We start from the raw sequence: 18240 nt of genomic DNA on the forward strand, positions 1-18240 counted from the left end.
TGACGCCTCACAACCATCTTCAACCCCAGCGACATCGCGTGGGGCAGTGGAGACGAGTATGTCCGGGAGTATGGTCAAGGAGGTGGCAGTGCGGCGCCATCCCTTCGATGCCGCCAGATGGACGCTCATAGAAACCGCGTTCCAGCCGATCGTCGATATCCGGACCGCCGCCGTCTTCGGTTATGAAGCGCTGATGCGCGGCCATGACCGGATCGGCTTTGCTGACCCCATCGCCGCTCTCGACGAGGCCGAGCGCACCGGCCAGTTGTTCGGGCTCGAACAGATGATGGAGCGGCTGGCGCTTGGCGCCTTCTCGAGTCTCCCGAACCGGGCCGAAGCGACGCTTTTTCTCAATCTCGACGCCCGGCTCATTCCGCAAGGCCTGCTGCTGGTCGAGGGATTGCTGGGGCTTTTGAAAACGCGCGGCATTCCGCCGTCTTCCGTCTGCTTCGAGTTTTCCGAGCGCTTCGACAACAGTGCCTTTCCGGAGATCGCCGGCCTGATCGCCTATATGCGCAAGTCCGGTTTCAAGCTGGCAATCGACGATTTCGGCGTCGGTCATTCGGAAATGCGGCTGCTGTGCGACCAGGTGGTGGACTATATCAAGGTCGACCGGCATTTCGTGACCGGTGCCGATACCGCGATGCGCAAACGGCATTTCCTCAAAAGCGCCGTCTCCATGGCTCACATGCTGGGCGCCCGCGTCATCGCCGAAGGCATCGAGACCGAAGGCGAACTGGCGGTTTGCCGGGACCTCGGCGTCGATATGGCCCAGGGCTGGCTCATCGCCCGGCCGATGTCCGATGTTAGCCAGTGGCATCCGCGCCTGTCGCATTTTCCGGATCACAAATCGACCGCCACGCCTCTGCAGTCGCTCGACGACATCCTCATCCGCAAGCAGATCGAGGTGCTGCCGACCGTGTTCGAAAACGAGCCGATCGACACGGTGTTCGAACTTTTCCGGCGCAATCCGCGACAGGCTTATTTCCCGGTGCTGAATGCCAACAACGAGCCGCGCGGCATCATCCACGAATACAGCCTGAAAGCCTATATCTATCAGCCTTTCGGCCGGGATCTGCTGAAGAACAAGGCCTATGAGCGGACGATCTCGCATTTCATGGAGCCTGCGCCCGTCGTCAGTATCAATTCGACCGTCGATGACCTGATGGGGATCTTCGCCGATGTCGACGATGCTACCTGCCTCGTCGTCATCGAGGACCTGCGCTACGCCGGCGTCGTCTCCGCCGCATCGCTGGTCAAGGCGATGACCGAAAAGCAGCTGAAAACGGCGCAGGACCAGAACCCGCTGACCGGCCTGCCGGGCAACCATGCGATCCGCGATTTCATGCGCATGACGGCCGGCGGCACGGTCGATGCCATCCGCTATTTCTGCTATTGCGACTTCGATGCCTTCAAGCCGTTCAACGATGCATACGGTTTCCACATCGGCGATCATGCCATCTCGCTGTTTGCAGCCCTGATGCGCCGCCATTTCCTGCTGGGCACTCATTTTCTCGGCCATGTCGGCGGCGATGACTTTTTCATTGGCGTCATCGGGGGCAGCCGCGAGGAACTGACCGAGACGCTCGACAGGCTGCGCGCCGACTTCAGCAACGATGTCGCCGCACTTTATCCATCCGACGACCGGGAGCGCGGCTATATCACCGGCCATGACCGCAGCGGCGCGGAAACAATATTCTCGCTGATGCGCTGCTCGATCGGCGTCGTCGAATTGCCGGAAGGTACGGTGATCGACGACATCGGCAATGTCAGCAAGCGCATCGCCGGCCTGAAGACCAAGGCCAAGGAAAGCGCCAGCGGCCTGGTTTTCGAACAACTCTGCGAGACCAATTGACGCCCCACGACGTCGCGCCTTTTATTTCCGCTCCCGCTGACCTATGTGCGTCTCTCCCTGATGTCATGGAGAGCCAGATGCCTTTGCCAACTGATATGCGCTGCGTCGACCTGCCGTCCTTCGGCGCCCCCGAGGTGATGACCATTGTCCGCAAGCCGCTGCCGGTGCTGAAGCCCGGCGAGGTTCTCGTGCGGGTCGAGGCAATAGGCGTCAACCGCCCCGATGTCGCGCAGCGCCAGGGAAACTATCCGGCCCCCAAGGATGCCAGCCCGATCCTCGGCCTTGAAGTGGCTGGCGAGGTGGTCGACGTCGCACCCGGCGTTACCGAATTTGCCATCGGCAACAAGATCTGCGGGCTCGCCAATGGCGGCGCCTATGCCGAATACTGCGCCGTTCCCGCCTCCCAGGCGCTGCGCTTCCCCAATGGCTACGACGCGGTTCGCGCTGCGGCGCTGCCGGAAAACTACTTCACCGTCTGGGCCAATCTATTCCAGATGGCGGGGCTGACCGAGGGCGAGAGCGTCCTCATACACGGCGGCTCCAGCGGCATCGGCACCACGGCGATCCAGCTTGCCCGTGCTTTCGGCGCCGAGGTCTTCACCACGGCCGGCTCCAAGGATAAATGCGACGCCTGCGTCAGGATCGGCGCCAAGCGGGCGATCAACTACCGCGACGAGGATTTCGTCGAGGTCATCAAGGCGGAGACAGAAAGCGGCGTCGACATCGTTCTCGACATGGTCGGTGCTGCCTATCTGGAAAAGAACCTTGCTGCCCTTGCCAAGGACGGGTGTCTGTCGATCATCGCCTTCCTCAGCGGCTCAATCGCCGAGAAGGTCAACCTGGCGCCGATCATGGTCAAGCGCCTGACGGTCACGGGCTCGACGATGCGGCCGCGCACGGCGGAAGAAAAGCGCGCCATCCGCGACGATCTCCTGTCGCAGGTCTGGCCGCTGCTGGATGCCGGCACCATCGCCCCGCTGATCCACCACACATTTGCCTTCGAGGATGTCGTCGAAGCCCATAAGATGATGGAGACCAGCAGCCACATCGGCAAGATCATGCTCCGCGTGGAATGAGCGGACACATCGGCCCTCTGTGAGCCGGGGGGGGGGCAGCGCCAACGGCGCGCGCGAGGACGGTTGGCAAGCGTCGCCCCAAACGCTATCACCGCTCGACCCCACCAGCATCGGATGCCATCATGACCAATCCCGTCACCGTCGAAGTTACCCGTGGTTTGCTTGTCGAGAGCCGTCATCGCGGCACGATCGTTGTCGTCGACGGCGACGGCAGCGTGGTGTTTTCACGCGGCGATATCGATGCCGGCGTGTTTCCGCGCTCCGCCTGCAAGGCGATGCAGGCCCTGCCGCTGGTCGAAAGCGGTGCTGCCGATGCCTATGGGTTCGGCCACAAGGAACTGGCGCTGGCCTGTTCCTCCCACAATGGCGAAGACGAGCATGTGGCGCTGGCAGCCTCGATGCTGGCGCGCGCTGGCCGCGATGTCGAGGCGCTGGAATGCGGCGCCCACTGGTCTTCCAACCAGAAGACCCTGATCCACCAGGCCCGCACGCTGGAGAAGCCGACGGCGCTCCACAACAATTGCTCCGGCAAGCACTCCGGTTTCGTCTGCGCCTGCTGCCACCAGGGCATCGATAGCAAGGGCTACGTCGGCTACGAGCATCCGCTGCAGCAGCAAATCCGCGACACGATGCAAGACCTGACCGGTGCCACACTCGGCGCCGACGTCTGTGGCACGGACGGCTGCTCGATCCCGACCTATGCCGTGCCGCTGCGCGCTCTCGCGCACGGCTTTGCGAAGATGGCGACCGGCCAGGGTCTCGGCGCGTTGCGTGCCAAGGCCTCGCGCCGGCTGATCGAGGCCTGCATGGCTGAGCCCTTCTATGTCGCCGGCAGCGGCCGCGCCTGCACGGAACTGATGCAGATCGCACCCGGCAAGATCTTCTGCAAGACCGGCGCCGAGGGCGTGTTCTGCGCTGCCATCCCGGAACAGGGCGTCGCCATCGCCGTCAAGTGCGACGATGGCACCGGCCGCGCAGCCGAGGCGATGATCGCCGCCACGCTCGCCCGGTTTTTCGAGACCGATGGCGAGATCCACGCCGGACTGATGGCCATGGCCACAAAGTCGATGCACAACTGGAACGGCATCCATGTCGGCGACGTCAGGGCGACCATCTGAACCCCGGAAAATTCGCCGAGGCAGGCGCTCACGCCAGTTGGATCCCTAGCCCGGCATCGCGATAGGGCTGGAGATCGGCCTCCGGCAGCGGGCCGGGCAGGACCATGCCGGCCACGGATGCCAGCGGCAGGATATGACACGGCGACGATGCGTCGAGCTTGTCAGGAGTGGCCAGCACGAACGTCTCGGCGGAACATGCCGAGATATGCCGCTTGATGGCCGCCTCCTCGAAGTCGCCCGTCGAAAATCCATGAGCGGGGTGGACGGCGGTAACCCCGAGAAAAAAGATATCCGGCCGCACCAGTGAAATCGTTGCCATCGCACTCGCTCCGGTTGAAACCATCGAATGTTTGTAGATCCGGCCGCCGATCAGGATGACCTCGGCCGTCGGATGATGCTCCAGTTCGCCGGCAATCGTCGGGCTGTGCGTTATCACGGTGAAGGCAAAGCCCCGTGGCAGCTGCCGGGCAATTTCGGCGTTCGTCGTGCCGCCATCGAGGAACACCGTCTGGCCAGGGCGGATCATGCCGGCGGCATAGGCGCCGAGCCGCTGCTTTTCCCCGGACGACAGGCTGCGGCGGGCAGACAGGTCCGGCAAGTCCGGCGACAGCGGCATCGCCCCGCCGTGCACCCTGAGCAGCAGCCCCTCGGCTGCCATCTCGCGCAGATCGCGCCGGATGGTGTCTTCCGACACGCCGAGCATTTCCGCCATCTGCTTGGCAATCACCTGTCCGTCGCTGCGCAAGGCCGCCTGGATCGTCGATTTGCGTTGGTTCGTCAGCATGCCGGTTTCCTGCACGAAGTTAAACGATATTACGCATAATACGAAATATGACTCGACATTCCAGCAATATTATCGATATTCGTGCAAATTGTCGCATCAGGCGACGGGAGACAGACCATGTTGATATTGATTGCCGGCCCTTATCGCTCCGGCACGAACGACGACCCGGTGAAAATGGCGGAAAACCTGAAGCGGCTGGAAGCGCCGTCGCACCGCTTGTTCGAGGCCGGCCATGTGCCGATGATCGGCGAGTGGGTTGCCTTGCCCGTCTGGAATGCCGCCGGTGGAAAAACCGTGGGCGACGACCTTTACGAGGCCATTTTCCATCCTGTTGCCGGCCGGCTTCTGGCGCTTTGCGACGGCGTGCTCCGCCTGGAGGGCGCATCCAAGGGCGCCGACAACGATGTGCGCATCGCCAGGGAACGGGGCATTCCCGTGTGGAACCGCCTCGAGGATGTTCCGGGCTGCGCCTGAAGTCGGCAGGGGGCGATCTATCGCCCTCTTATCCTCCGATTTTCCGACGCATGGCCTTTCACTTCGGTGAGAAACGCGCTTATTCTGCTCCCCCAAGGGAGAGGAATCATCATGACAGTTTTGTATTATTCGCCAGGAAGTTGTGCACTTGCGAGCCTCATCGCCATGGAGGAATCCGGCATCGCCTACGAGCCGCGCCGCATCGATCTTTCCAAGGGCGATCAGAAGACGCCGGAGTATCTGAAACTCAATCCGAAGGGCAGGGTGCCCACGCTGGTGACCGAGCGTGGCGTCATAACGGAGACGCCGGCGATCCTCGCCTATATCTCTCAGGTCTCGCGCAACGTGCGACTGGCGCCGCTCGACGACTCCTTCGCATTTGCCGTCATGCAGGCGTTCAACAACTACCTGTCCTCGACAGTCCACGTGAACCACTCTCACGGGCGCCGGGGCAGTCGTTGGTCGGACGATGCAGCCGCCATCGAGACGATGAAGGCCAAGGTATCGCAGACAATGACCGAGAGCTTTGTGCTGATCGAGGACCAGTTGCTGGCTGGTCCCTGGGTGCTCGGCGCCAACTATTCCGTGGCCGACGGCTATCTCTTTACCGTCGCCAACTGGCTGCCCGGTGACGGCGTCGATATGGACCGGTTTCCCAAGGTCAAGGCGCATGGCGAGCGCATGCGCGACCGGGCGGCCGTGCAGCAGGCGCTCGCCATCGAAAAGGGCTGAGCCTCAGCCTTTTTCCTGCCCGCGCGTCGCCTGCATGGCAAGGTAGGCGGGGCGCGACTGGCAGCGCTTGATCCAGGCATCGAGCGCCGGACGCGCATCGAACAATGCAGCTTCGCTCTGGGCATAGCGAAGCACTTCGGCAACGTTGAGGTCGGCGACCGTGAAGCGATCGCCGACAAAATGGCCGTTCGCCGAGAGATGCTTCTCCAGCACGTCCAGTGGCCGCTTCAGGAGGCGGCAGGCCACCGCGATCGTGGCCTTGCCGGCATCGGTGCCCTGTTCCCCACGGTCGTAGGTCTGGACAAGGCGGATGCTGTGCGGCTCCAGTTCCGTCGCGGCGAAGATCGTCCACATCGACAGCAGGCCGTCCTCTTCCGCCGTCTGGCCAGCGAGCGGCCCACCATGCTTGCGCGCAAGGTAGAGGTTGATGGCGAGCGACTCGTGCATGACGAAGTCGCCGTCGGTAATGCTCGGGATCAGCCCCATCGGGTTGATGGCGAGGAACTCCGGCGACATGGTGTTGATCGGCGCGCCCGGCGCCAGAGGCTCGTCCAGACGGTGGGCCTGCATGACGGGTATGGATTTGAACGAAATCCCCAGTTCGTTTGCCATCCAGTAGTTGCGCGATGCGCGCGAGCGATAGACGCCATAAATCGTCAGCATGAAGGTTCCCTCTATTTGCTTATGCCTACAAACCTATCTGGCAGCGCAGGCGAACGGAAGCAGCTGGCGTTGATGCAGCGATGAAAGCTTTTGATCGGTCGCGCTACGCCAAGCGGTTGCCGAGGATGGTCAGGTGCGGATAGGCCGTGCTGCCGGTCACGAGGTCGGCCGATGCAGGCTTGTCCCAGAGGAAGGCGACGATTGCCCCCTGGCTAGCGGCCTCGAACAGGTTGTTCGAAATCACCGCCGATCCCGCCCCGTCGGCGACCGACACCGCGCACCCGACAGGCGCATTACGGACGATGTTGCCAGAGGCGACGAGGTTGCGCATATAAGGCCCCCAGCCGAGCTTGAAGCCCCAGAGCGGCGCGTTTTCGATGACGTTGCCCGAAATCAGCGTGTCTGCCTCAGCCGAGATGCCGATACCGAAACCGCCGTCTTGTGCATAGGGCGCCGACAGCGACAGGTTGCGCACCACGTTGCCGGTCACACTGGCGAGCCGGCCGCCCTTGTCGAAATTGGCAATGGCGATGCCATTGGCGGCGCCGTCGATCAGGTTGCCCGACACGACAGCGCCCTCGAATTCGAATTCGCAGAAAATCGCCGTCTCGCCGGAGCGCAGGCACTGGTTGTCGCTGATCTGCACGTCCGAAGCGGAGTTGGCTCGCACCGCTGTAAAGGCGCAGTCGGCGATGTGGTTGTCGGTCACCATGACATTGCCGGCCTGATAGACGTTGATGCCGTTGCCGTTCTCCCCCGTGCCGCCGTCGCGGGCGCCGATGCGGGCGATGCGGTTGCCGGAGATGACGCTGCCATCCTCGCCCTTCTGCCAGCGATGCACCAGAATGCCGCCATTGCCGCAATCCTCGACACGGTTGCCGGTGATGGTCAGGGCGTTCGACTGGACCGCATAGACGCCGGCGTGTGCCGCGCCCGAAATACGGTTGCGCTCGATCCTGCCCCCGCAGCGCTCCAGATGCAGCCCATTCCCGGCGCTGCCGGTAATCTCGCAACTGCTCAGCAGCAAATCGCCAACGCCATCGAACCGCAGCAGCCCGCCGGCATCCACGGCCAGCCCGAGGTTCCCCCCGTCGATGACGACGCCGGAGATCTCGATCCGCCCGGCATCGGCCGCCTTCATCAGAAAGCCGCCGCCGCCATAGACGATGCGCGTCGCCCCGGGGACGCCGATCAGCCGCGTATTATCGGGGAGGGTGAGGTTCGAGGCCGTGTAGTTGCCTGCCGGCAGCATCACCGGCCCCTTGTTCCGAGCTGCCGCATCGATCATCGATTGCAGCCCATCCGCCGACACCCGCTTGCGAAACGCCACGCCATCGATGGCACCGCGCATATCCGAGGCAGCCACATTCCCCGCCGGCCCCGCCAGCGCCCGCGAAACCGCTGCCGCACTCGCCGCCGCCGCACAAGCGCCAAGCATCAACTCACGTCGGGAAATCATGCTCGGCTCCTCGAATGCAAGGGAGTTCGCCTTATGCTCCCTTCATGATGCCGATAAAATCGGACGAGACGCAATCCCGGTCTATCACACACGCCGGAACCACTCTTTTTCCTGCGTCGCCCTGATCATTTCCAGATCGAAGTCCGCAAAGGCGATCTCGCTTTGCTCTCCTGCCATGCAAACAATCCGTCCTAGGGGATCGACGGCAAGAGACCGGCCGTCGTTCTTCGGTGCCGGATAGTTGGCCACGGCGACACCAACAACCGATTGGAACGCCATGGCGCGGATGCCTGCCACGCGGACATCGCCCACCTCGGGGTCATCGACAAGAGGACTGCTGTTGGGCACGAAAATGACCTCGGCGCCCAAGCGGACGAGGTCGGACGCCACGTCGGGAAACTCGCGGTCCATGCAGATCATGATGCCAACGGCAACATCGCCGTTCCGGGTCGAAAGGCGAACGACACTGGAGCGGTCGCCCGGTGCGCAGGCATCTTCCGGTATGTCGAAATGGCAGATGTGTCGCTTTCTCTGCTGCAGCACGATTTCGCCGTCACTGTCGATCAGAACTGCAGCGTTGAAGGGCCTGGGTTCGGCCCGTTCGAGAAAGGTTGCCACGACGGCAATACCATGCTTGCGCGCTGCGTCGCGAAACCGCTTCACGTATTCCCCATCCGTTACCACTGCTCCATCGATCCAGGACGCTCTGGAGCCCGCATCCGCGCCATCATAGCGGCTGTAACCGTTGGAAAACATTTCCGGAAACACCAAGACATCGGCGGCTGCCTTGGCTGCCGAGGCAATCGCGCTACCAACGTCCGCATCCGGCATGATTTGCGCCAGCCCGACGCGCATCGAATGGGTTGCCAAGACATCCTCCTTGTCTGCATCGCAATCGCACATGGCCGTGTTGTTCAAGACAGCAGTCTGTCGATGCGCCCTCGCAAGCACCGAAGGTATCACCGTTTTGCGCCCCATCGACAAGCAGAAACCGCCCCAGCACATGCCGGCCGTTGCGACAGCGCAGCCATCGAGATCCGCCGTTGACCCATCTAAATTTGCGCGAAAGCGCAGCCGCCTCTGGCCGTCCGGCAAACTGTCGCTATCTTGTCCTCCATGAGGCCAGATGCATTGCTTTACCCCGCCCCGGAAGGGCTTTTTTGCCCGGTTGGCGGGTTCTATGTCGACCCGGTGCGTCCGGTCGACAGGGCGTTGATCACCCATGGGCACTCGGACCATGCGCGGCCCGGCCATGGCCATGTGCTTGCCACACGCCAGACGCTCGATATCATGCGTATTCGCTACGGCGAGGGCTTTGCCGGCAGCGAGCAGGCGGCGGGCTTTGGCGAGGAGATCGTCGTCAACGGCGTCACCGTCAGCTTTCATGCCGCCGGCCATGTGCTCGGCTCGGCGCAGATCGCCATCGAGAAAGACGGCCTGCGCATCGTCGTATCCGGTGACTACAAGCGTCGCCCGGACCCCACCTGCGCCGCCTATGTCTCCGTGCCCTGCGACGTCTTCATTACCGAGGCGACCTTTGCGCTGCCGGTCTTCCACCATCCGGACCCGATGGCCGAAACGCGTCGGCTGCTTGCTTCGCTGAAGCAGTTCCCCGACCGTACCCACATGGTCGGTGCCTACGCGCTCGGCAAGGCGCAACGGGTCATCCGTTTGTTGCGCGATTGCGGCTATGACGAGCCGATCTATATCCACGGCGCGCTGACGCGGCTGTGCGATTACTACGAGAGCCAGGGCATCGCGCTCGGCGAGCTCCGGCCGGCAACCATCGAAAGCCGCGCCGACCAGACGACATTCCACGGCGCCATCGTCGTCGGCCCGCCCTCGGCGTTCGCCGACCGCTGGGCGCGACGCTTCCACGACCCCGTCTCCGCCTTCGCCTCCGGCTGGATGATGGTCCGCCAACGCGCCAAGCAGCGCGGCGTCGAGCTGCCGCTTGTCATCTCCGACCATTGCGACTGGCCGGAACTGCTGGAAACCATTTCCGAGCTGCAGCCCCAGGAAGTCTGGGTGACGCACGGCCGCGAGGAAGCCCTCGTCCGCTGGTGCGAGCTGCAGGGCATCAAAGCCAAGCCGTTGCATCTGGTTGGATATGAGGACGAGGGGGATTGATGCATCATCGTCTACCGGCTGCAGCTTCCCAGGCAGCGTTGTTTGGGACACGTGCAGAAGCTCCCATCTCCCTCTTTCCTGTGCTCGTCACAGGAATCCAGCCACCGTGCGTCTGCACGGTGAGAGGACCTTTGCCTCACTGCGACAGTCTCACGCAGCGCCGACGCGCTGCACTGGATTCCTGTGACGAGCACAGGAATGAGGGGAAGGAGGGGACTGAGGCCGGGGGAGCGATTGAGGCGGGATTGGTGGAAGCGCTGCGTTTCTTTACCTCCCCCTCGATGGGGGAGGTCGCGGCAAAGCCGCGGGTGGGGGTGATCTGCGGCAAGGTCGGAGCTTGTGGCAGTCACCCCACCCCGTCGCTACGCGCCGACCCTCCCCATGAAGGGGAGGGTGCATACTCATGAAAGCCTTCGCCGATCTCCTCGATCGCCTGGTTCTGACGCCGAGCCGGAACGGCAAGCTGAAGCTGCTGACCGATTACTTCCGCGACACGCCGGATCCTGACCGCGGCTATGGCTTGGCGGCCATTGCCGGCACGCTCGATGTGCGCAACGTCAAGCCGGCGATGCTGCGCGAGCTGGTGCTGGAGCGGATGGATGCGGTGCTGTTCCGCTATTCCTACGACTACGTCGGCGATCTCGCCGAGACAATCTCGCTGGTCTGGGACAATGACGCCGATATCGAGCGGGCGCCGACAGATAAGCCAGGTCTCGGCCAGGTCATCGACGAGATGAATGCGCTCGGCCGCACCGAGGTGCGTGGGTTCGTGCGCGACATGCTCGACAGGCTCGATCCCTCCGGTCGCTTCGCCTTCCTGAAGCTTGCCACTGGCGCCATGCGCATCGGTGTGTCGGCGCGGCTTGCCAAGCAGGCGCTGGCTGAATTGTCGGGCAAGGACGTCACCGAGATCGAGACGCTGTGGCACGGGTTGGAGCCACCCTATGTGACGCTTTTCCAGTGGCTCGAGGGCAAGGGCGACCGGCCGCTGCTGGCAACGCCGGCGATCTTCCACTCCGTCATGCTGGCAAACCCGGTCGAGCCCGGCAATCTCGACGGCCTCGACCCGAAGGACTTTGCCGCCGAATGGAAATGGGACGGCATCCGCGTCCAGCTGTCGCGCTCGGGCTCGACGTCGAAGGTCTACTCGCGCTCGGGCGACGATATCTCCGGCGCCTTCCCGGACGTGGTGGACGCCATCACCTTCGAGGGCGTCATCGACGGCGAACTGCTGATCGGCGGCACCGCGCGCTCGAACAACCCGACCCGTACGTTCTCCGACCTCCAGCAGCGGCTGAACCGCAAGACGGTGAACGCCCAGATGCTCGCCGACTACCCGGCGTTCATCCGCACTTACGACCTGTTGTTCGACGGCGACGAGGATGTCCGCGCCCGGGGTTTCATCGAGCGTCGCAACCGCCTGGCCGAGATCATCGAGCACGCGCCGCACGACCGTTTCGATCTCTCGGCACTCGTCGATTTCACCGACTGGGACGAGCTCGACAGGCTCCGCGCAGCCCCCCCCGATCCTGTCATCGAAGGGGTGATGATCAAGCGCCGCGACAGCCCCTACACAGCTGGCCGCGCCAAGGGGCCGTGGTTCAAGTGGAAGCGAAATCCGTTCAACATCGACGCGGTGCTGATGTATGCCCAGCGCGGCCACGGCAAGCGCTCGAGCTACTATTCCGATTTCACCTTCGGCGTCTGGTCGACGACACCGGAGGGAGAGCAGCTCGTGCCGGTCGGCAAGGCCTATTTCGGCTTCACGGATGCCGAGCTGGAGGTGCTCGACAAGTTCGTGCGCAACAACACGGTCGAGCGCTTCGGTCCGGTACGGTCGGTGAGGGCGGAGCGTGAATTCGGCTTCGTGGTCGAGGTCGCCTTCGAGGGCATCAACCGCTCGAGCCGGCACAAGTCCGGCGTGGCCATGCGCTTCCCGCGGATCGCCCGTTTGCGGCAGGATAAACCGCCTTTCGAGGCCGATCGGCTGGAAACACTGGTGGCAATGATTGACGCCAAGACCTCTCCCGCCGAATATTAGCGTCAATGCGAATCCTCACCACAAAGTGAGTTGGCGCCGACTTTCAACCCGTGCAGACTTGGTCTGGCGGGGAACCACGACGGAGCTTTGACTTTGACTGATGTACCTGAGTTCTCCCACCGCCGCCGTGCTGTTCTGACCGGCCTTGCCGCAAGCGTGCTCCTTCCGATCTCCGCCCGTGCAGCCTCCGTTGCCTCCCGCGCCACCACGCCGCCTGCTGCTTCGACGACACCACCGGCGCCGGCGGCCGCTGCGCAGCCGGCCCCGGCTGCAAAGGCATCGGATGTTTCCAACACCGCACCGGCGCAGATGAGCGGCGATTATCAGCGGGAGCGCCGCAAGTTCCGCACCAACCTGCTCGTCAAGGGACCGGCGCCGGATAAATACGAAGCGCTCGTCGCTCCCGAAGGTGCAAACCATATCTTCTACCGCAGCGGCTATGGCGGAGAGCTCGAGCTTGTCGCCTGGGTGTCGCGCTTCGAGCGCACCCGTACGCCGCGCCCGGCAGTCCTCTTCCTGCATGGCGGCAATGCGATCGGCCAGGGCCACTGGCAGCTGATGAAGCCATACATAGATGCCGGCTATGTGGTGATGATCCCCAGCATGCGCGGCGAAAATGGCCAGAAGGGTAACTTCTCCGGCTTCTACGACGAGGTAGACGACGTGCTGGCCGCCTCGGACCGGCTGCGCCACATGCCGGGCGTCGATCCGCATCGCATGTTCCTCGCCGGCCACAGCATCGGCGGCACGCTGGCCATGCTGACGGCGATGTCGACGCGGCGTTTTCGCGCCGCCGCGCCGATCTCGGGAAATCCGGACTCTTTCGCCTTCTTCAACAGGTACCCGCAGGATATCCGCTTCGACGACAAGGACCCGCGCGAATTCCAGATGCGCTCGCCTGTCTGCTATGCTCACAGCTTCAAGTGCCCGATGAAGGTGATGCACGGCTCGGAAGAGGTGCACTTCGTCACCCGCGTCGGCATCCTGTCGAAACGGGCCCGCGAGGCGCATGTCAACATGGACGTCGACGTCATCCCGGGCGGCCACTTTTCTGCTCTGCCGGCCGAAATCGAACGCAGTATCCAGTTCTTCAAGGGTATTGCGGCCTAGCCTGTCGCGCAAAAATGGGCGGCGTTATCCGCAGAACACCCGTATCACGGTCGATTTCGGGTTGGTGACACTCTCGAATGCTGTGCCGCTGTGGACAAAATTGAGACGCGTGGGCGTATCTGTGGCGACACGTTCCTGGCTGCCGTAGTGGCGGGAGTCTCCGGGTATTTTGAGCCCCACTGTCGCAGAGGATGGACCGCCTACGAACTTTTGATATCGGGATGCACCACAGGCATCCGAGGTCGATGCCTGGTTTGACGGGGACGTGGTTGAGCATGCACTCAGAAAAATCAGTGCCGAAAAGATTGATGCTATCGGTGAAGGTTTCAAGGTTGTGCCTTTTGCGTGATGGTTTGCTCTATCTCTGCTTTATCAGAGGCATAGACATTGCCACCCCATCATTGCCGATGCAACCGACCTGGTAAATCTCAACACAGGATAGAATATGGCGCCCTTCCCGTGGCCGTCGTCACGCTGGCATCATCCGTTCGATCAGTGACTGCGCCGCCTCGGCGATGACGGTGCCGGGCGGGAAGATCGCGTCGGCGCCGGCGGCCCGGAGGGTGGCGAAATCTTGAGCCGGAATGACGCCGCCGACCGCGATCAGGATGCTGGCGCCACCCCTGCGGGTGAGGGCGCTTTTCAACTCCGGCACCAGCGTCAGGTGACCGGCGGCCAGCGAAGACGCGCCGACGATATCGACGCCTTCGCGCACCGCAAGATCGGCCACTTCCTCCGGCGTCTGGAACATCGTGCCGACGACGACGTCGAAGCCGATATCGGCAAAGGCCGAAGCGATGACCTTCTGGCCCCGGTCGTGGCCGTCCTGGCCCATCTTGGCAACCAGAATGCGCGGCGCCGCACCCCGTGCTCTCCGGAACCCCTCGACGGCGGCAACGGCGGCGTTGAACACAGGATCGTTGTCGCCGACCTGGCTGCGGTAGACGCCGGAGATCGTCTGCACTTCGGCCACATGCCGGCCGAATGCCTTTTCCATCGCCAGCGAGATCTCGCCGACGGTAGCCCTTGCGCGCGCCGCCTTGACCGCGAGATCGAGCAGGTTGCCCTCTCCATTGCGGGCCGCCAGCGTCAGCGCATCCAGCGCCTGCTCCGTGGCGGCGGTATCGCGCAAACCCTTCAACTGCTGCAGCTTCGACAATTGCCGGGCGCGCACCTCGGAGTTGTCGATCGTCAGCACATCTACGTCGCGCTCCTCGGCGAGGCGGGAGACATTGAGCCCGACAACCACCTGCCGGCCGCTGTCGATACGCGCCTGCGTCCGGGCTGCGGCTTCCTCGATGCGCAGCTTGGGAATACCGGTTTCGATGGCTTTCGCCATGCCGCCGAGCGCCTCGACCTCCTCGATATGGCTTAGCGCCCGGGCAGCGAGATCGTGGGTCAGCCGTTCCACATAGGCCGAGCCGCCCCAGGGATCGATGATGCGGCTGGTGCCGGATTCCGTCTGCAGAAGGATCTGCGTGTTGCGGGCAATGCGGGCGGAATGATCAGTTGGCAGCGCCAGCGCCTCGTCGAAGGCGTTGGTGTGCAGCGACTGGGTATGCCCCTGCGTCGCCGCCATCGCCTCGACCATGGTTCTGACGATGTTGTTCATCGGGTCCTGCGCCGTCAGGGACCAGCCGGAGGTCTGGCAATGGGTGCGTAGCGCCAGCGACTTCGGATCCTTCGGCGCAAAATTCTTCTGCATCAGTGCCGCCCAGAGCAGTCGCGCGGCCCTGAGCTTTGCCACCTCCATGAAGAAGTTCATCCCGACGGCCCAGAAGAACGACAGGCGCGGGGCAAACTTGTCGATATCGAGCCCGGCAGCAACGCCGGCCCGCGCATAGTCGATGCCGTCGGCAATCGTGTAGGCAAGTTCAAGGTCAGCCGTCGCACCGGCTTCCTGCATGTGGTAGCCGGAAATCGAAATGGAGTTGAATTTCGGCATCCTTCGGCTGGTATAGCTGAAGATGTCCGAGACGATCCGCATCGAGGGCTGCGGCGGATAGATATAGGTGTTGCGGACCATGAACTCCTTGAGAATGTCGTTCTGGATGGTGCCGGACAACTTGTCCTCGGACGCGCCCTGTTCCTCGGCGGCAACGATGTAGAGCGCCATGATCGGCAGCACCGCACCGTTCATCGTCATCGAAACGCTCATCTCGCCAAGCGGAATGCCGTCGAACAGCTGCTGCATGTCGAGGATCGAATCGATCGCCACGCCGGCCATGCCGACATCGCCGGCGACGCGCGGATGGTCGCTGTCATAGCCGCGATGGGTGGCAAGGTCGAAGGCCACCGAAAGCCCCTTCTGTCCGGCCGCCAGATTGCGCCGGTAAAATGCGTTCGACGCCTCGGCCGTCGAGAAACCGGCATATTGGCGGATCGTCCATGGCTGCTGGACATACATCGTCGGGTAGGGGCCCCGGATGAAGGGCGCTGCCCCCGGATAGGTCTCGAGAAACGGGACATTGGTCAGTTCCGCCTCGCCATAGCGACGGTTGACGTCAATCCCCTCAGGCGTCTCCCAGGCATCACCGGCTTCGGCGACCGTCGGAAGGTTAGGGCGAACCCAGGGCAGGACTGAAAAATCAGGAATGCGGCTCATACGATATCTCCCAAGCCCATGACCGGCACGAGTGCCCCGCCACGCCCCTTCATCAACAAGCCCAAAGACCACAGCCACCGGCTCATCGATTTTCGAAAGGCACCGCCCCATTCGCCCTCATTCCTGTGCTCGTTACAGGAATCCAGCCAAGGCGCGTCTGCGCCTTGAGGGGGCCGGTGCCACAAGCGCAAGAGTCTTTTCCGCCTAAGGACTTGGGCGTGCTGGATTCCTGTGACGAGCACAGGAATGAGGGAGGGGGATGCGCTCTGTGTCGCAAGATGGTCCTGTTTCCAGGAGGGGGCTGTCAGGCCGCATGGTCGTAAGGCAGATGTCACTCGGCCTTCTTGGCCACCTATCGATAACCTGCGCCCCGGGGCCACTCCCTTTTCCCGAGCATCACCCCATCCTCCCTCATTCCTGCGCTCGTCACAGGAATCCAGCCAAGGCGCGTCTGCGCCTTGAGGGGGCCGGTGCCACGAGCGCAAGAGTCTTTTCCGCCCAAGGACTTGGGCGTGCTGGATTCCTGTGACGAGCACAGGAATGAGGGAGGGATCGGTACTGTCGTCGACTGTTTGGACATCGATATCCTCTTGCGGCCGTTGGCTTCGAGCCATCAAGTTCCGACCAGCGGCACCCTGTTCGACCATCATAATACCGTCTCCTCGTCCCGTCGCACCAGCCGCACGCCGACAGTGGCAACTGTGGTCCGAGGTCCCAGCACCGTGACGAGCCGCTCCTTTTCCGCAGCAAACAGTGTCGTCCCTACAATCAGTCCAGACGGACGCTTCTGTCGGGATTGCGCCACCATCGATGCCAGGCTGCCATTGGCGATGGCGGTCTGCAAGCCGCCTGCGCGTTCGATATCGCCGAACAGCGCCCAGGCTTTTGCCGCAAGTGCATCGGTCAACGCCTCGAGGCCGCCGGAGCCTGCGGATGGGTCGGAGACGTGGTCGAGGTGGCTTTCGGCGGTCAATATAAGCTGCGTGTTGCGCGCCAGGCGTCGCGCCAGCGGGTCGGGAATGCCGTGGGCGAGGGTGTGGGGGAGGACGGCAATCTCGTCGGCGCCGCCCGTGCCGGCGGCAAATACCGCGATGGTGTTGCGCAGAATATTGGTCTCGGGATCGCGTAGCGTCAGCATGCGGTAGCTGGTTTCAGTGAAAACATGCGGCCGTATCGCTGGATCGACACCGCAGGCTTCTGCGATGCGGGCAAAGAGCAGCCGCGCGGCGCGCACCTTGGCCATGGTAAGAAACTGGTCCTGGTCGGCGCAGAGGTTGAGACTGATGGCGCCGAGCACCGCTTCCGGCTCAATGCGCTCGGCCTCCAGGAGGCGCAGATAGGCAGCGATTGCCGCTGCCATGACGGCCAGTTCCTCCGCCTCGGTGCCGCCGGCATTATGGATGATCCGCCCGTCAGCGTTCAGGATGGTGCCGCCGCGTGCCAGCCCTTGCCGCTGCCGGAAGCGGGTGCCGAGGTCGGCCGTCTCGACAGGCCGTCCGCCAAAGGCCGCCGGGGTGAAGGGGTCGATGCCGAAATGCACTGTCTGCGGCAGGTACGCGCCGGACTGCATGAGGTCGTCGACGACGGAAACCGACTGGCCGCCCTGTTCCAGCCGCACCGAAACGGGATAGCCTGCGGTGGCGGCAAAGAGCGATGCGACAAGGGCCTCCTCGCCGGCACCGATCCCCGTACCAAAACCCTGGGCGCTGTCGTCAAACACCATGCTGACAGCCGTGGCGCCGTTGGCCAGATCGTCGGCCAGTTGCGACAAGGCGCGTGTTGCATCGGGATCGTCGATCCGCTGGGAGATCGCCCAGGCCGCCGATGGCTGGCGACGCGCGAGCGGTGTTGCAGCCACACGTCTTTCGTAGAGCGGCTGGATGGCGATACCGTCGTCGGTCGCAGACACCAGCGTGCGGTCGAAATCAGCGCCCTTCAGCGCCTTGCCAACCAGCGCCAGCCAAGCCTCGCGGTCTGTGGCGGCAAAAGCCTGCGGGTCGAGAATGTTCAGCGTCATACGATCCTCCTCAGGTCGTTCTAAAGGAGCGAGGCGGCGTCGAAAACAACACATTGGATGGTTTCTCAAAATAACTGCGCCACCCAGCACAATTTGGATGACAAGCCTGCCTCACTGCCTCACTGCCTACTGCCTACTGCCTACTGCCTACTGCCTACTTCTGCACCCGACACCAG

14 protein-coding genes are annotated in these 18240 nt (G+C 63.2%); 8 read left to right on the forward strand and 6 right to left on the reverse strand.

Translation table 11 applies throughout. The features are described 5' to 3' along the window. Positions 1-70: 70 nt before the first annotated feature. From EQW76_RS10470 to EQW76_RS10480, 3 genes are all read left to right on the forward strand, one after another. Complete coding sequence (locus tag EQW76_RS10470) at positions 71-1855, forward strand: GGDEF domain-containing protein (RefSeq protein WP_224128090.1); 1785 nt, start codon at positions 71-73, stop codon at positions 1853-1855. Positions 1856-1932: 77 nt separating this feature from the next. Continuing rightward, complete coding sequence (locus EQW76_RS10475; RefSeq protein ID WP_142824292.1) at positions 1933-2931, forward strand: NAD(P)H-quinone oxidoreductase; 999 nt, start codon at positions 1933-1935, stop codon at positions 2929-2931. 122 nt (positions 2932-3053) lie between these two features. Further along, positions 3054-4049 (forward strand): asparaginase, encoded by a 996-nt coding sequence (locus EQW76_RS10480; RefSeq protein ID WP_142824293.1) that lies wholly within the window; start codon positions 3054-3056, stop codon positions 4047-4049. A gap of 28 nt (positions 4050-4077) precedes the next feature. On the opposite strand, the gene EQW76_RS10485 is transcribed toward EQW76_RS10480, so the two are convergent. Next, complete coding sequence (locus EQW76_RS10485) at positions 4078-4833, reverse strand: DeoR/GlpR family DNA-binding transcription regulator (protein WP_142824294.1); 756 nt, start codon at positions 4831-4833, stop codon at positions 4078-4080. Positions 4834-4950: 117 nt separating this feature from the next. On the opposite strand from EQW76_RS10485, the gene EQW76_RS10490 reads away from it, so the two are divergent. Both EQW76_RS10490 and EQW76_RS10495 read left to right on the forward strand, forming a co-directional pair. Beyond that, positions 4951-5307, forward strand: a complete 357-nt coding sequence (locus EQW76_RS10490; RefSeq protein WP_142824295.1) for a DUF4406 domain-containing protein — start codon at positions 4951-4953, stop codon at positions 5305-5307. A 111-nt stretch (positions 5308-5418) separates the two neighbouring features. Beyond that, entirely contained in the window at positions 5419-6039 is a 621-nt protein-coding gene (locus EQW76_RS10495) for a glutathione S-transferase family protein (protein WP_142824296.1), read from the forward strand. A gap of 3 nt (positions 6040-6042) precedes the next feature. On the opposite strand, the gene EQW76_RS10500 is transcribed toward EQW76_RS10495, so the two are convergent. The 3 genes from EQW76_RS10500 to EQW76_RS10510 form a co-directional block, all read right to left on the reverse strand. Next, on the reverse strand, positions 6043-6702 hold the full coding sequence (locus tag EQW76_RS10500) for a glutathione S-transferase family protein (RefSeq protein WP_142824297.1): 660 nt from the start codon (positions 6700-6702) through the stop codon (positions 6043-6045). A 103-nt stretch (positions 6703-6805) separates the two neighbouring features. After that, the gene (locus EQW76_RS10505) at positions 6806-8161 is read right to left on the reverse strand and encodes a TIGR03808 family TAT-translocated repetitive protein (RefSeq protein WP_142824298.1); all 1356 of its coding nucleotides are present in this window, start codon (positions 8159-8161) and stop codon (positions 6806-6808) included. Positions 8162-8245: 84 nt separating this feature from the next. Further along, a complete protein-coding gene (locus EQW76_RS10510; RefSeq protein WP_142824299.1) occupies positions 8246-9031 on the reverse strand; it encodes a carbon-nitrogen hydrolase family protein in 786 nt (261 codons plus the stop codon). A gap of 246 nt (positions 9032-9277) precedes the next feature. Between EQW76_RS10510 and EQW76_RS10515 the strand changes: the two genes are divergently transcribed. The 3 genes from EQW76_RS10515 to EQW76_RS10530 all read left to right on the forward strand — a co-directional run bounded on the left by EQW76_RS10515 (position 9278) and on the right by EQW76_RS10530 (position 13442). Continuing rightward, positions 9278-10291 carry a ligase-associated DNA damage response exonuclease gene (locus EQW76_RS10515; RefSeq protein WP_142824300.1) on the forward strand — a complete coding sequence of 338 codons (1014 nt, stop codon included), beginning with the start codon at positions 9278-9280 and terminating at the stop codon, positions 10289-10291. A gap of 403 nt (positions 10292-10694) precedes the next feature. Then, positions 10695-12332, forward strand: a complete 1638-nt coding sequence (locus tag EQW76_RS10525) for a cisplatin damage response ATP-dependent DNA ligase (protein WP_142824301.1) — start codon at positions 10695-10697, stop codon at positions 12330-12332. Between the two features lie 87 nt (positions 12333-12419). Next, positions 12420-13442: an alpha/beta fold hydrolase gene (locus tag EQW76_RS10530; protein ID WP_244616948.1), complete on the forward strand. Its 1023-nt coding sequence runs from the start codon at positions 12420-12422 to the stop codon at positions 13440-13442. A 469-nt stretch (positions 13443-13911) separates the two neighbouring features. Here EQW76_RS10530 and scpA read toward each other — a convergent pair whose 3' ends face one another. Beyond that, a complete protein-coding gene (gene scpA / locus EQW76_RS10535) occupies positions 13912-16047 on the reverse strand; it encodes a methylmalonyl-CoA mutase (RefSeq protein ID WP_142824302.1) in 2136 nt (711 codons plus the stop codon). A 646-nt stretch (positions 16048-16693) separates the two neighbouring features. Beyond that, complete coding sequence (locus EQW76_RS10545; RefSeq protein ID WP_142824303.1) at positions 16694-18064, reverse strand: methylmalonyl-CoA mutase family protein; 1371 nt, start codon at positions 18062-18064, stop codon at positions 16694-16696. Between the last annotated feature and the right edge of the window lie 176 nt (positions 18065-18240).

The organism is Rhizobium sp. rho-13.1 (assembly GCF_007000305.1).
Classification (GTDB): domain Bacteria; phylum Pseudomonadota; class Alphaproteobacteria; order Rhizobiales; family Rhizobiaceae; genus Rhizobium; species Rhizobium rhododendri.

Excerpts from the sequence above, each read along its gene's own strand:
- EQW76_RS10470 (WP_224128090.1), top strand. The coding sequence starts at position 71 with ATGGTCAAGGAGGTGGCAGTGCGGCGCCATCCCTTCGATGCCGCCAGA.
- EQW76_RS10475 (WP_142824292.1), top strand. The coding sequence starts at position 1,933 with ATGCCTTTGCCAACTGATATGCGCTGCGTCGACCTGCCGTCCTTCGGC.
- EQW76_RS10480 (WP_142824293.1), top strand. The coding sequence starts at position 3,054 with ATGACCAATCCCGTCACCGTCGAAGTTACCCGTGGTTTGCTTGTCGAG.
- EQW76_RS10485 (WP_142824294.1), bottom strand. The coding sequence starts at position 4,833 with ATGCTGACGAACCAACGCAAATCGACGATCCAGGCGGCCTTGCGCAGC.
- EQW76_RS10490 (WP_142824295.1), top strand. The coding sequence starts at position 4,951 with ATGTTGATATTGATTGCCGGCCCTTATCGCTCCGGCACGAACGACGAC.
- EQW76_RS10495 (WP_142824296.1), top strand. The coding sequence starts at position 5,419 with ATGACAGTTTTGTATTATTCGCCAGGAAGTTGTGCACTTGCGAGCCTC.
- EQW76_RS10500 (WP_142824297.1), bottom strand. The coding sequence starts at position 6,702 with ATGCTGACGATTTATGGCGTCTATCGCTCGCGCGCATCGCGCAACTAC.
- EQW76_RS10505 (WP_142824298.1), bottom strand. The coding sequence starts at position 8,161 with ATGATTTCCCGACGTGAGTTGATGCTTGGCGCTTGTGCGGCGGCGGCG.
- EQW76_RS10515 (WP_142824300.1), top strand. The coding sequence starts at position 9,278 with ATGAGGCCAGATGCATTGCTTTACCCCGCCCCGGAAGGGCTTTTTTGC.
- EQW76_RS10525 (WP_142824301.1), top strand. The coding sequence starts at position 10,695 with ATGAAAGCCTTCGCCGATCTCCTCGATCGCCTGGTTCTGACGCCGAGC.
- scpA (WP_142824302.1), bottom strand. The coding sequence starts at position 16,047 with ATGAGCCGCATTCCTGATTTTTCAGTCCTGCCCTGGGTTCGCCCTAAC.
- EQW76_RS10545 (WP_142824303.1), bottom strand. The coding sequence starts at position 18,064 with ATGACGCTGAACATTCTCGACCCGCAGGCTTTTGCCGCCACAGACCGC.